Below are 13784 nucleotides of genomic sequence, written 5' to 3' on the forward strand. Positions count from 1 at the left end.
GGTGCAGGTCCACCAGCGGCAGGGGCAGCTCCAACGTCGGCGCGATCACCTGTACGGGCGGTCCCGCGTGCTCGACAAACGTGGTGCGCAGCACCGCGTGGCGCTCCACGATCGTCTTCAGGCTCCCGTGGAGCGCCGCGACATCGAGGCTGCCGTGCATGATCAGCGAGCGGCAGATGTTGTACGCGGGGCTGCCCGGCTCGAAGCGATCGAGGAACCAGAGCCGCTGCTGTGCGAACGAGAGCGGAAGCTGCACGCCCTCCCGGCGCTGGCTGCCGATTGGCGCGAGCGGCGCTGTGTCCGGGCGCGCGCCTCCCGATGCATCTGCCTCGCCTGCCTTGTCGGCTTGCAGCCGCGCTACCTGTTCGGCCAGCCCCGCGACCGTCGCCGACTCAAAGAGCGTGTGCAGCGGCATCTCGACCTTGAAGGCATCGCGGATGCGCGCGACGACCTGTGTCGCCAGCAGCGAGTGACCGCCCAGCTCGAAGAAGTTGTCGTGGACGCCCAGCCGCTCGATCTTGAGCACCTGCGCCCAGATCGCCGCCAGCGTCTCCTCGTCGGGCGTGCGCGGCGCGACATACGTCTGCTTGAGATGCTCGAAGTCCGGCGCGGGCAGCGCACGTCGATCGATCTTGCCGTTGGCGGTCAGCGGCAGCGCGTCGAGAAAGACAAACGCGCTTGGCACCATATAGTCGGGCAGATAGTTGGCAAGGTAGGCGCGGAGATCGGCGTTCCGAGTTGCGAGTGCTGAGTTTCGAGTTTCCGGTTCTTTGTTCTGTTGTTCTACGACGTACGCTACCAGCCGCTTCTCGCTGCTCTCTTCGCGCACGACGACCACCGCCTCACGGACGGCGGGATGCTGCGTCAGCACCGTCTCGATCTCGCCCAGCTCGATGCGGAAGCCGCGCAGCTTGACCTGCCCATCGATCCGCCCTACAAACTCGATGTTGCCGTCGCTGCGGTAGCGCGCCAGATCGCCGGTGCGGTAGAGCCGTGCGCCTCCAATCTGGCTGAAGGGATCAGGCACGAAGCGCGCGGCGGTCAGATCGGGCCGCCGGTGGTAGTCGCGCGCCAGCCCGTCGCCGCCGATGTAGAGCTCGCCGTGGACGCCCACCGGCACCGGCTGCATGAAATGGTCTAGCACATAGACCCGCGTGTTGGCGATGGGCGAGCCGATCGGCGTGGATCCAACGATCTGATCGCCGTAGGCCATGACGTAGCAGCAGGTAAAGGTCGTATTTTCGGTCGGGCCATAGCCGTTGATCAGCGTGCAGCGCGGCAGCTCGCGCAGCGCCCGGTTGACATGGGCGACCGATAGCACATCGCCACCGGCCAGCAGTTGACGGACCTGACCAAGCGCCGCGAGCTGCCAGTCGACCATCTGGTGAAATAATCCCGCCGTGAGCCACAACGTCGTGATCCCGTGCTGCTCGATCGCCGCGCCGAGCTGCTCCAGTGTTGGGGCCATCGGTGGAAAGAGCACAAGCTGCGCGCCATTCAGCAGGCTGCCCCAGATCTCAAATGTCGCCGCGTCGAAGGCCATCGGCGCAAGCTGGAGGAAGACGTCTTCCGGCGATAGGCGGACGTAGTTGGTCTGTTTGACCAGCCGAACGACGCTCTGATGCATGACGCCGATGCCTTTCGGCTGCCCAGTCGAGCCGGAGGTGTACATCACATACGCGAGGTTGTGCGCCGCCGTGCTGCTCGGTAGGGCTGTCGCAGGCTGTCCGGCAATCTGCTCCCAAGCGGTGTCCAGGCAGATCACCTGAGCCTGAGACGTGGGCAGGCTGTCGAGAAGCTGGTGCTGCGTCAGCAGCACCGGGGCCTGTGTCTCCGCCAGCATAAACGCTAGGCGGCTGGTCGGATAGGCCGGGTCGAGTGGGACGTACGCGCCGCCCGCTTTAAGCACGCCCAGGATCGCCACCATCAGTTCGATCGAGCGCTCCAGGTAAACGCTCACCAGCGTCTCTCGCTGAGAACGCCCGCCGACGCCCAGCACACGCAGGTGATGGGCAAGCTGATTGGCACGCTGGTCCAGCTCACGGTAGCTCAGTCGTTGGTCGCCACACACCACGGCCAGCGCATCCGGCGTGCGCGCGGCCTGCTCCTCGAAGAGCTGGTGGATGCAGCGATCGTGCGGATAGGGCGTTGCGGTGGCGTTCCACTCCACGACGATCTGCTGGCGCTCGGCCTCGCTCAGCAGCGGCAGGTTGCCGATGCGCTGCTCAGGATTGGCCGCGATCTGCCCGATCAACGCCTGAAAGTGTGTGACCATCCGCTCGATCGTCGCGGCGCTGAACAGGTCGGTGTTGTACTCCCAGACCAGCGTGATACCATCGTCTGCGGCGCGCTCGCGCTGCCCCAGGTGCTGCTCGGCGCGCGGGATCGCGACGATGTTCAGGTCGAACTTGGCCGATCCGTTGCTGAGCGCCTCGTTGACTTCGACGGTCAGCCCCGGCAGCTCAAGCTCCGGCAGCGGCGAGTCATGGAAGTTGAACGCGACCTGGAAGATTGGGTTGTAGCGCAGCGTGCGCTGCGGCGCGACGGCCTCGACGACCTGCTCAAAGGGCAGGTCTTGATGGGCGTACGCTTCGAGCGCCACGTCGCGGACATGCCGCAGCAGCTCGCGGGCGGTGGGATTGCCCGGCAGGTTCGCGCGCAGCACGACCATGTTGACGATCATGCCGATCAGCGTCTCCGTCTCACGGGTCCGGCGATTCGCAACGCCGGAGCCGACCAGAATATCTGTCTGGCCGCTGTAGCGTCGCATCAGCGTGACGAACGCCGTCAGCAGCAGCATGTACAGCGTCACGCCTTCGGCCTGCGCGGTAGCGCGGGCGGCGGTACACAGTGCGGGCGGCAGCTCGATCCGCGCCGACGTGCCCTGGAAGCGCTGCATCGCCGGGCGCGGGTAGTCGGTCGGCAGCTCAAGCACGGGCGACGCTCCCGCCAGGATGCGCCGCCAGTAGGCGCGCTGGCGCTCGGCCTCGGCGCTGAGCAGCCATTGGCGCTGCCAGACCGCGTAATCGGCGAACTGAAGCGGTAGGGGCGGCAGGGCGGCTGGCTGGCCGGTGACTCCCGCGCGGTAGAGCTGAAACAGCTCGCGCAGAAAGACCGCGTATGACCAGCCATCATGCACGAAGTGATGCTCGACATGAATCAGCAGATGCTCGTCGGGTCCGAGCCGCACCAGCGTCCAGCGAACCAGCGGCAGCCGCTCCACGTCGAAGGGCGCGTAAAACTCCGCGTCGATCACCTGCCGCACAATGGCCTCGCGCTCGGCCTCAGGCGACGACGAGAGATCGACGAGTGGCAGCGCGACGTGCCAGGGATCGCCGATGCGCTGCACGGGATGGCCGCCGATCTCAGGAAAGGTCGTCCGCAAGATCTCGTGGCGCGCGACCAGCGCGTTAAGGCTTTGGCGCAGCACGGCGACATCGAGCGCGCCACGGAAGCGCAGCGTGGACTGGGCGCTATACGACTGGTTGGTCGGCGTCAACTGCTGCAAAAGCCAGACCTGCTCCTGCGCAAACGTCAGCGGCAGCAGGCCGTCGCGGGGCGCAAGCGGAATCGCCTCGGTCTGCATCGATCCCACATCGCGGGCAGCGTCCAGCGCCACAGCCAGCTCGGCCACCGTGGGCAGCGTGAAGAGCGTCGGCAGCGGAAGATCGACCGCCAGCCGGTCGCGAATGCGCGCGACGACCTGTGTCGCCGCCAGGGAATGGCCGCCCAGCAGCAAGAAATGATCGTCCACTCCGACCCGATCGAGGCCCAGCACCTGCGCCCAGATCTCGGCCAGCAGTGCCTCTGTGGGCGTGCGCGGCGGCACAAACGCCGTATCGAGATCGGGTCGCATGCTGTCGGGCGCGGGCAGCGCGCTGCGGTCGAGCTTGCCGTTGGCATTCAGCGGCAGCGCGTCGAGAAAGATAAACGCGCGCGGCACCATATAGTCGGGCAGATAGTTGGCAAGGTAGGCGCGGAGATCGGCGTTCCGAGTTGTGAGTGCTGAGTTTCGAGTTTCCGGTTCTTTGTTCGCTTGTTCTCTCACGACGTACGCTACCAGCCGCTTGTCGCCGTTCCCGTCCTCACGTGCCAGCACCACTGCATCGCGCACGGCGGGATGCTGGCGCAGCGCGGCCTCGATCTCGCCCAGCTCGACCCGAAAGCCACGAATCTTGACCTGCTGGTCAATCCGCCCCAGGTACTCGATGTTGCCGTCCGGCAGGCAACGCGCCAGATCGCCGGTACGGTAGAGCCGCGCGCCTCCGATCTGGCTGAACGGATCAGGCACGAAGCGCTCGGCGGTCAGGTCGGGCCGCCGGTGGTAGCCGCGCGCCAGCCCGATGCCGCCGACACACAGCTCGCCTGGCGCGCCATCCGGCACCGGCTGCATCCGCGCATCCAGCAGATACACGCACATGTTCGGCAGCGCGCGCCCGATGGGTGGGGCTGTGGAGCCGCTCAGCGCGTCGGAGACTGTCGCGCAGATCGTGGTTTCGGTCGGGCCGTAGGCGTTGAAGAGCTGCCGTCCCACCGCCCAGCGCGCGACGACCGCGCCAGGACATGCCTCGCCCGCGACGATAATCGTCCGTAGCGCCGGTAGGGCGGCATCCGGTAGTACGGTCAGCACCGCCGGAGGTAGCGTCACGGTGGTGATCGCGTAGTCGCGCAGCGTGTCGATCAGCGCCGGGCCGGGCAGCAGCGCGTCGGTAGGCGCGATCACCAGCGCTGCGCCGGAAAGCCAGGCCATGCACATTTCCCAGACGGCGGCATCGAAGCTGAGCGATGCGAATTGCAGGATGCGCGCGTCGGGTGTCACCGCGAAGCTGCGGATCTGGGTCTGGCTCAGGCTGGCGATCCCGCGATGTGTCACCAGCACGCCCTTCGGTCTGCCGGTCGAGCCGGAGGTGTAGATCACATACGCCAGGTGATCGGGCAGCACGCCGCTGGCGAGATCGCTGGCTGGCTGCTGGGCGATGATGGACGCATCGGCGTCAAGACAAATCCGCCGCGCATGACCGGCAGCCTCCCCCTGGGATAGCATCTCAACCAGCCGCCGCTGTGTGACGAGCACCGCCGTCTGCGCGTCTTGCAGCATGAGCTGGAGGCGTGCCGGGGGATAGGTGGGATCGAGCGGCACATACGCGCCGCCCGCTTTGAGGATGCCTAGCACACCGACCGCAAGATCGAGCGAGCGCTCGACGCACAGGCCAACGCGCACATCCGGCCCAACGCCCAACCGCCGCAGGTAGTGGGCAAGCTGGTTCGCGCGCCGATTCAATTCCTGGTAGGTGAGATGCTGCTGTCCGTAGATGACGGCGATCGACTCGGGCCTCTGTGCCGCCTGCGCCTCGAACAGGGCCGAGAAGCACGACGCTTGCTGGTCGGTGTGGCGCGTGTGGCTCCAGGTGACTAATGAGCGTTGATCCACAAACTCGCTCATCGATGTTCCGTCGCCGGGATCGAACATAGAGTAGCTCCCTGTTCCAAAGATGTGGCTGGATCGGTGCGACCGGATCTGGCGGCGTCGAGCATGGGTGAGACAACCAATGTCGCTCAGGGGGGAGTCGTTGTCACCGCAGAGCCCGACGATACGGGCTGTTGGAATGAGCTTGTCGCTCGGGAGCAGGCTACCGGCTCCCTGTACAGCCGATGTACCGATCTGAAAGCGGCTGTTCTCTATTTTTATGGCTTGGAGCCGCACGGATCGTGATTCCGCCACGAGCGACGAAGCGGGATGTATCGGGCAAACGTGTGGGCAGGGCTAAACGGGCTGTGGAGTATCCTGTGGGCTGGTTAGCAGAATGTATTCCTCCGTGATCCACGCCGCGTAGAAGCGTTACGGCTCAACGCTCTACATCGGTCGTTCAGGAAAACATGCGCAAACGGTACGGTGCTGCCGAGACAATGGCTCGATGGTTGTGCCTGGGATGAGGTGATGTGTTGCCGCCGGGCGGAAATTGGCTGGAGTGAGCCGCGCTGGACGAGGGCATCAGACCTCGCAGATGTGCCGCGCTGATATGCTGTTGCTGCCTGAGTTGCCTGCTGTTGAGTACCATGCGGGGTATCATCTGCTACGTCTCATCGATCTGGTTTCGTGGAAAAAACCAGGGAAAGGAAAATGGATCAAGCTGATCGGGCGATGACCTCATTGTCTCCGAAAGCCTCAATAATATAAATATAAGTCAAAAGATACACGCCTGTCAAATGTTAGCGCTGCTCCTGCCTCAACGACGTGTCGCTGCCTGTCTGGGAGCGTATCAGCCGGTGCGGACTAGCGTCGCCCAAACTTCTGATTCGCCTCCTGCGCCGCCACCCGCAGCAGCTCGATCTGGTCGGGCCGTAGCTCGATCTGCCGTACCGATCTGGATTGGACGGTCAATCGTGGTGGGAGATTCGTGGGAGCGCTGCCGTATAACTGCTCATAGACCACCAGCGCGGTCAAATACGATCCGAAAACGGACGGATGCAGCCCGTCGCGGGAGTAGAGCGCGGCCCTGGCATCGCGCCGCCAGGCTGCCCGCCAGGCTTCTCCCGCCGGGAAGAGCATGGCCTGTATATCCTTGGCGGCGATTTGATACGATTCGCTGGCGCGATCGAAGTCACGGAAGCGGTCGGTGGCGGGCCAGACCATATACAGCGCGGGCCTGGCCCCGGCGCGGCGAATCTCCTCCGCAAACCGGCGTGAGTAGTCGAGCAGGATCGTGCGGCTTTCCGGCAGCGCGGAAGGACCCTGCTGAAGCACAACCACATCCCAGCTACCCTGCGCGATCGTTTTGCGCGCGGGGCCTTGATGCCAGTGGTCCTCAAGCCCAACGCCGCCCGATGCGATCGTTTTATGGACCAGCCGCCGCTCTCCGCTCGCCTTTGCCAGCGCCTCGACGATCGCGGGCATGTCGTTGCTGTAGGTCAGGCTATTGCCGATAAAGAGCACTCGTAGCTCGCTCTTGGAGGCGTCCTTATCGCTGTCGGCGCGCTGCCTGTCACCTGGCGCCTGGCTGCCGATGTCGCTGCTGGAGGCCAGCCCAAGGAGCGCGACGACGACTATGCTGATCGGCCATGCTGCTGGTCTATGCTTGTGCATGATCTTCCTTTGTTCGCTGGATTGCCAGTGGAGCGGTTATCCGGTGGTCAACGCGCCGACCTGACCGCGAGCATAGCATGCCTGATGCGAAACGGCAATGTACACGATAGTATCGTTGACATAACATGATCGTGCCTGTGCCACGCGGCCCGGTAGAGCTTCAGGAAATCTTTAGAAATCGCCGCCGGTTTCTTAAGCTGCGCTGCCTACACTACAGCCATTACGATCGATGAGCAATGCACATGCTTAAGGAGGAGACACATGCATCCAGGTGAATATGGTCGCGGGCCATGGTTCAGGCGTGGGCCGCGCGGAGGTTTCTGGCTGCTGCCGCTGCTGATCGGGATTGGGCTGGGCGCGCTGTTCTTTGGCGGGCCGCGCGGTCCCTGGCTGGGCTTCGACGGCTTCGGGCGCGAGTATGGTCCCGGCTATCGCCAGCAGGCACCTCAGGCCGCGCCCCAAGCGGGAGCTGAGCGAGCCGCGCCACAGGCTGAGCAGGCACCGGCTGCTCCAGATGCTCGCGGCCACGGCAGGGAGTGGCACGGCTTTGGCGAGCGACGACACTTCGCTCCGTTCTTCTTTCCGTTCGGCGGGCTGCGGCTGATCGTGCCGCTGCTGCTGATCGGCGCGGGCCTGTGGCTACTCTCAGGTCGGCGGCGCGGACCACGGCACTGGGGCGGGCCGGGTGGGCCAGGGCATTGGGGCGGGCCAGGCGGTGCTCAGTACAGCCATCCCGCTGGCGGGCCACAGGCATACCAGGCGCAGCCGCCTGCCCCGCCACAGCAACAGCAGGGTCAGCCCTACACGCCGCCGCAGCCAGCGCCGCCGTCGAGCCAGGAGCCGGGCGCGCCGCCCGAACCTCCGGCGACCGGCGAGACGCGGATATTGTAGCCACATATCGATCGACAATGCACTGTCCCCAACCACGTCAAACGGCGTGCTTGGGGACGCCGCGCGTTTCTGCGCGTGCTGCTTCACAAGAGCGGTATACTTGGGATGAGGCGATCATTACGAGTTACCGGTGGATGCATAGCGAAGGCGGCCTATGGAGCGTTCTGACGTACGTGACGTGCGGATCTTGGTGGTCGATGACGAGCCCACGATCACGGAATTTTTGGAGACGGGTCTGACCTACGAGGGCTATACCATACGCACGGTCGACGATGGCTCTGCCGCGCTTCAGGCTGTGCGCGATTTTCGTCCCGATCTGGTGATCCTCGACGTGATGCTGCCTGGCCTGAATGGCTTCGACGTGCTCGACCGGCTGCGACGTGATGATGACATCGCCGTGCTGATGTTGACGGCGCGCGACGAGCTGGACGATACGGTTCGCGGTCTTGAGAGCGGCGCGGACGATTATCTGGTCAAGCCGTTCAAGTTCAAGGAGCTGCTGGCGCGCGTGCGGGCGGTGCTGCGTCGGCGGCGGATCGCGCTGCCGCATATGTTGCAGAGCGGCGATATTCGTCTCGACCGCGACACGCATCAGGTGAGCGTCGCCGATACGCCGGTCTATCTGACGCCGCGTGAGTTCGATCTGCTCGAAGCCTTGATGGCGCATCCCAATCAGGTGTTGACCAAAGAGGCGCTGCTCAATCGCGTCTGGGGCTACGAGTACGTCGGCGATACCAACGTGGTCGAGGTGCATATCTCGGCGCTGCGCGAGAAGCTGGGTGATCGCGATCGGCAGCGCATCCAGACGGTGCGCGGCGTCGGCTATATGATTCGAGGCTAAAGCATGCGCCAACGGTGGGCAAATTGGTCGCTGCGGCTGCAACTATCGCTGGCGGTGACGCTGATGATGGTGCTGCTGCTGGTGGTGTTCAGCGCGGTGCTCTTTGTTTCGGTGCGAGCGTTTCTGCTCGATCAGAGTGCGGAGCAGCTTCGTACGCGCGCGCTCATGCTGCTGGACGACAGCGCCGAGCTGCCACCGACCAGCGCTCTCGATCCGTGGTCGCGGCTGCCCAGCGCGCCGCTGAGCGATGCGCTGCGGACGGAGCTACAGGCGATCGTCGAGGCGCTGTCCACGCAGGACACGAGCGCGGTTGTGTATCAGACCGACGGCACGGTTGCGCTGCGCGGGACAGTCGAGGCCGCGAAGAACCGATTTGGTTTTAGTCGGCGCTTTGGACCACCGGAGCTATCCGCGCCGCCAGCGCCCGATCGCCGGGTCTTCGAGCGCGTGCTGCGTGGCGATCAGCAGGTCAGCTACACCGACTATCACGGCCTCGATCAGCAGCTCGCGGTGCTGATCCCGATCTACGATAGCGCCCGGCTCGTCGGCGTGCTCCAGGTGGCGACGCCACTACAACAGATGTACACGCTGCTGCGCTGGCTCGCCTTTGTTCTGGTCGGCGGGACGATGCTGGTGGCGCTCACGGCGCTGCTGCTCAGCTTTTGGGCGACACACACGATCCTCAATCCGCTGCGGCGCGTCGTCGGCATCAGCCAGCGTGTCGGGCAGGGCGATCTCGACGCGCGGACGGGACTACGCAGCCGCAACGAGATTGGCGTGCTCGGCGCGACATTCGATCAGATGGTCGCGCAGCTCCAGGGGTCCTTCGCCGCACAGCGCCGCTTCATCGCCGACGCCGCTCACGAGCTGCGCACGCCGCTCACAGTGGTCAGCGGCAACGTCGATCTGCTGATGCTCGGCGCGGCCTCCGATCCCGCGCAGCAGCGCCGCTCGCTGCAACGGATGAACAGCGAGCTTGAGCGCATGGGACGGCTGGTAGACGATCTGCTGACGCTCTCGCGGCTGGATGCGCATCCACGGCTGCGCTGCGAAGATACCGAGCTTGGCGCGCTGGTGCAGGATACGATCAACGAGTTTCGCGGCCTCGCGCCGCATCACCAGTGGTCGCTCACGCTTGTGCCCGGCATCGTCGTGCGCGGCGACCCCGACCGGCTGCGGCAGGTGCTGTTGAATGTCTTGGAGAACGCCCGCAAATTCACGCCGGAGGGCGGCAGCATCGCGGTGACGGTGACGAAGCGCCACGATGCTGCCGTGATGATGATCGCGGATACGGGCGTGGGCATTCCCGCCGAGGACGTGCCGCATGTCTGGGATCGTTTCTACCGCGTCGATCAGGCGCGCGCTCGCGCCAGCGGCGGCTCCGGCCTGGGCCTGTCGATCGTCAAGAGCATCGTCGAGACGCATGGAGGACATGTCGCCTTGAGCAGCAGCGTCGGCCAGGGCACGACGGTTACGCTGACGCTGCCGCTCGTCGGTCTGGCTCAACATCTGCCCGCGCCGACGGGTGGTGGCCGCCTCGCCTGACGGAGAGCCAGAACAAAGAACAAAGAACAAAGGGTAGAGAACCGAGCTTCCCCTCTCCTGTGCCATAGGCGATGGGAGAGGGGTGGCCGGGTGCCCTTTGGGCGGCGATTGGGGTGAGGGCCTGAACCCGAAACTATGGACAGGTTCCGCCGACAACAAACCAGCACCGCGTCACCGGCGAGGCTTTGAAGAAGTTGAGCAGGAGTCTACCGACTTTGCGCTCACCCGATTGCGAAGGATGGGTTCCATCGCTCTGGAAGTCGGCCTGCTGCCATGTCAGGCCATCGGATCGGGCGTTGGTGCCGTCTGCCCAGGTGTACGCGCCCCAGGCCACCCACGGCGCGACGGTAGTGTGATTCAGATCGCCAGCCTGCGGATCGATCGTGCCGGTGCGCATCTGCCGGATCTGCGCCTCGATCAGCCACTTGACCGCAAAGCCCGATTCGTAGGCGTAGGGCTCAGGGTTCAAGGTGGTTGTGGCGTATCCGGCGTAGATGCGGCTAGAGATGAATACCTGTTTCACGTTGGGGTAGCGCACCTTGAGCGCCCGGACGATATTACCCATCTGCTGCTCAAGGATATATGCGTCGGCGGATGATGACGGCAGCGAGGTGGTTGGTCCTGGGTTGGCGACCTTCACCCAGACGATCTGGACCTGTTTTTCCGAGAGGCTCTGCGGCGCAAGCACGTTGTCGCGCACGCGATTGTAATCCGGATCGGCGGGCGAGTCCCAGTAGGCTGCCGCCTTGCCGCCCTGCGCTCCGTTGGCGATGACCAGATGCCCTTTGTTGACGGTGCTGTCGGCAGCGGCCTGGCCCATAAATGTCCACCAGTCGCAGGGCAGCGCGCCGCTCTGCGAGCAGAATTCCTGGGTGGTATTGGACATGCCGATCGAGAGCATGACGTATTTGCCGCTCGCGCTGGGATTGCCCTGCGTGTCCAGCGGGCGGATCGCGCGGGCGCGGTCCAGGCCTACGCTCTGGTGATCGCTGGGCATGATGTTGCTGGCGTTGGGGTAGAGGCCGCCCGAAAAGCCGAGATAGGTGCTCGATCCCATCTCGGTCAGCGGCAGGAATCCGGTAGTCGCCGCCTGGATCTGCTGCTCCTCTACGGGGCGTGCGGCGACGGTGGCGAGAGCGACGAACAGGCCGATGAGCGCTGCGAAGAAGGTATTTGTTCGTGTCATCTGGTGCTCCTGGCGGATGTTGGCGAAATCGGCGCTCCGTAGTTTAAAGTTTGTAAAAACATGTATAGCACGATCGTGGAGCGCTGTCTAGGGGGCAGCATTCCCTGGGGCCATGCCAGCAGGAGCATGCTATCCGCAAAACTCGACAGCCGTCGCCAGGAGCACGTTTGCGCACTGCTCGACCGAATCGAGGTCGACCCACTCCACCACGGCGTGAGCGCCCGTGCCGCTGGGACCGAAGACCACCGTGGGAATGCCCGCCGCCGAAAGGATCGCCGCGTCCATCCAGGGCGTTTCGCCGACGAGCTTCGGCTCGGAGCCAAGCAGCCGCTGCGCCTGCCGGGCCAGCTCCACAACGATCGGCGCGTCGGCGGCCACCTCGAAGGGCGACCGGACGAAGGTGGTGCGGAAGGTGGCCTTGAAGCTGGGATCGGCGGCGGCGATGCGATCCAGCACCGCCTGGATCTGCTCCTCGACGATCGCCTGTGTCTCGCCGGGTATCGTGCGCCGCTCGATCGTCGCGGTACAGCGCTCCGGATAGCTCGACGCCTCCTGCCCGCCCCGGATCAGCGATGCATGGAGCGAGCCGCTGCGCAGCAGTGGATGGGTCGGCGCTGCCCGTAACTCCCGATCAAGCTGCTCCAGGACCACCAGCACATGGCCCATCTTCGCAATCGCATCCACGCCAAGATCCGGGCGCGAGCCATGCGCCGCCACGCCGGTCGTCTCGACTTCCAGCCAGGTAAAGCCTTTGTGGGCGATACAGACCTGTAGCTGCGTCGGCTCGGTGACGATCGCCGCGTCTGCCCGCCAGCGCTTGACGATCGACTCGGTGCCGATGCTCTGGTACTCCTCGTCCGCCACGGCGGTCACGATTACATCGCCGCGCAGATGATGGCGTCTGGCAGCCGCGCCTGCCAGCATGATCGCCGCCAGACCGCCCTTCATGTCGTACGCGCCGCGACCGTAGAGGTAGTTGCCGATAATGCTTGGATTATGTGGCTGCTCCATGCCGGTGACGCCGACGGTATCGATGTGCGCGTTGAGCATCAGCGAGCGCCCGCCGCCGCTACCCCGCGCCATTGCAACCACGCTTGGCCGCCCCGGCACCGGCTCGTCGATCGTCACGTCCAGCCCGGCGCGCTCAAGCCAGGCGGCCACAAAACCCGCAATGGCCTGCTCTCCTACCGCGCCCGGCACCAGATCGGGATTGATCGAGTCGATCGCGACCAGATCGGAGAGTAACGCTGTCACCTCGTTCATGCAATTCATCCTTGATGTGTGGTCATGGGCTGATTATCGCATGTCGTCGAAAACGTGCCAATCGTGGGCCAGGCTCATGGGTATCGCAGACACAGCGCGGCGGCGAGGCCCGGGCCCCGCCGCCAATGGGAGTGCGCGTCTGCGCGCAAGCTTCTTCGGTCGCGGCTACCCGCAGATCGAGTTGCCGCCCGTGTGAGGCAGGCAGTAGGGCAGCGCCCCGCGCGGCACGAAGCCCCAGATGCCATGCGTCACATCGTGGATCAGCACGGCCTGCCTGTCTTTGGTGACATAGCGCCAGCCGACCCGGGTCGAGCTATTGATCGCGACGTTGGCATACTGATAGTGGAAGCCGCCGGAGAAATAGTTGCCGTACAGGCCCCACTGACCGCCGCCATTGACCGGGACGATCGTGCTGTTGCTGCCGCTGCACGCATCGCCCGAAGCGCCACAGTCGTTGACCTGCGAGGCATAGTAGGTCAGCAGGTGATTCCGCGAATCCCAGCCACCGCCGCCGGTGTATTTCGGGTTGGGGCAGGACGGCTCGCTATTGGAGAGGCGCGTCGGGTTGAGATAGTTGCCCTCGATCCAGCCACAGAGGTTGGTGGTGCCATAGGCATAGCCCCACTGCCAGAAGCCATCGCCGGTATCTTTGAGATAGAAGCCGTCCGAGATGGTCTTGTTGGGGAAGTAGGGGCTGTTTTTTCCTGCCACGGTGCCGATCACAAAGCCGCCCGCATTCATCCGCACATACAGATTATGCGTCGAATCGCTGACGCGGTAGAAGCCCGGAGTGCCTGGTGCTGCGGAGGCGACCGCGCTCGAGAAGATCAGCGCGACGAAGCACAGCAGCAGCTTGCGGTTCAGCGTGAGCGTTCCTTTCAGCATTGCCCTTGTTCTCTCCTTTGAGGGGGGTGGATGCGTTTGTAGCGCCCTGTCGAGCCGCTGCTTTTCCGGCCACGGTAGTCTGACGTATT

The 13784-nt window shown here is 64.7% G+C and carries 8 protein-coding genes; 3 read left to right on the top strand and 5 right to left on the bottom strand.

What is annotated here, in order from left to right; translation table 11 throughout:
- Positions 1 to 5470 (bottom strand): amino acid adenylation domain-containing protein (locus VFZ66_17095; GenBank protein HEX6290904.1); only part of this gene is annotated, 5470 nt, incomplete at its 3' end.
- A gap of 804 nt (positions 5471 to 6274) precedes the next feature.
- Entirely contained in the window at positions 6275 to 7084 is an 810-nt protein-coding gene (locus tag VFZ66_17100) for a hypothetical protein (protein HEX6290905.1), read from the bottom strand.
- Between the two features lie 261 nt (positions 7085 to 7345).
- On the opposite strand from VFZ66_17100, the gene VFZ66_17105 reads away from it, so the two are divergent.
- The 3 genes from VFZ66_17105 to VFZ66_17115 all read left to right on the top strand — a co-directional run bounded on the left by VFZ66_17105 (position 7346) and on the right by VFZ66_17115 (position 10361).
- The gene (locus VFZ66_17105; protein ID HEX6290906.1) at positions 7346 to 7975 is read left to right on the top strand and encodes a hypothetical protein; all 630 of its coding nucleotides are present in this window, start codon (positions 7346 to 7348) and stop codon (positions 7973 to 7975) included.
- 154 nt (positions 7976 to 8129) lie between these two features.
- The gene (locus tag VFZ66_17110) at positions 8130 to 8816 is read left to right on the top strand and encodes a response regulator transcription factor (GenBank protein ID HEX6290907.1); all 687 of its coding nucleotides are present in this window, start codon (positions 8130 to 8132) and stop codon (positions 8814 to 8816) included.
- 3 nt (positions 8817 to 8819) lie between these two features.
- Entirely contained in the window at positions 8820 to 10361 is a 1542-nt protein-coding gene (locus VFZ66_17115) for an ATP-binding protein (GenBank protein HEX6290908.1), read from the top strand.
- A gap of 133 nt (positions 10362 to 10494) precedes the next feature.
- Here VFZ66_17115 and VFZ66_17120 read toward each other — a convergent pair whose 3' ends face one another.
- The 3 genes from VFZ66_17120 to VFZ66_17130 all read right to left on the bottom strand — a co-directional run bounded on the left by VFZ66_17120 (position 10495) and on the right by VFZ66_17130 (position 13695).
- Entirely contained in the window at positions 10495 to 11547 is a 1053-nt protein-coding gene (locus VFZ66_17120; GenBank protein HEX6290909.1) for a hypothetical protein, read from the bottom strand.
- 129 nt (positions 11548 to 11676) lie between these two features.
- Positions 11677 to 12810 carry an ArgE/DapE family deacylase gene (locus VFZ66_17125; protein HEX6290910.1) on the bottom strand — a complete coding sequence of 378 codons (1134 nt, stop codon included), beginning with the start codon at positions 12808 to 12810 and terminating at the stop codon, positions 11677 to 11679.
- Between the two features lie 165 nt (positions 12811 to 12975).
- A complete protein-coding gene (locus tag VFZ66_17130; GenBank protein HEX6290911.1) occupies positions 12976 to 13695 on the bottom strand; it encodes a hypothetical protein in 720 nt (239 codons plus the stop codon).
- Positions 13696 to 13784: the final 89 nt, after the last annotated feature.

Source organism: Herpetosiphonaceae bacterium (assembly GCA_036374795.1).
Taxonomy (GTDB): Bacteria; Chloroflexota; Chloroflexia; order Chloroflexales; family Kallotenuaceae; genus LB3-1.

Excerpts from the sequence above, each read along its gene's own strand:
- VFZ66_17110 (HEX6290907.1), top strand. The coding sequence starts at position 8,130 with ATGGAGCGTTCTGACGTACGTGACGTGCGGATCTTGGTGGTCGATGAC.
- VFZ66_17130 (HEX6290911.1), bottom strand. The coding sequence starts at position 13,695 with ATGCTGAAAGGAACGCTCACGCTGAACCGCAAGCTGCTGCTGTGCTTC.
- VFZ66_17125 (HEX6290910.1), bottom strand. The coding sequence starts at position 12,810 with ATGAACGAGGTGACAGCGTTACTCTCCGATCTGGTCGCGATCGACTCG.
- VFZ66_17115 (HEX6290908.1), top strand. The coding sequence starts at position 8,820 with ATGCGCCAACGGTGGGCAAATTGGTCGCTGCGGCTGCAACTATCGCTG.
- VFZ66_17120 (HEX6290909.1), bottom strand. The coding sequence starts at position 11,547 with ATGACACGAACAAATACCTTCTTCGCAGCGCTCATCGGCCTGTTCGTC.
- VFZ66_17100 (HEX6290905.1), bottom strand. The coding sequence starts at position 7,084 with ATGCACAAGCATAGACCAGCAGCATGGCCGATCAGCATAGTCGTCGTC.
- VFZ66_17105 (HEX6290906.1), top strand. The coding sequence starts at position 7,346 with ATGCATCCAGGTGAATATGGTCGCGGGCCATGGTTCAGGCGTGGGCCG.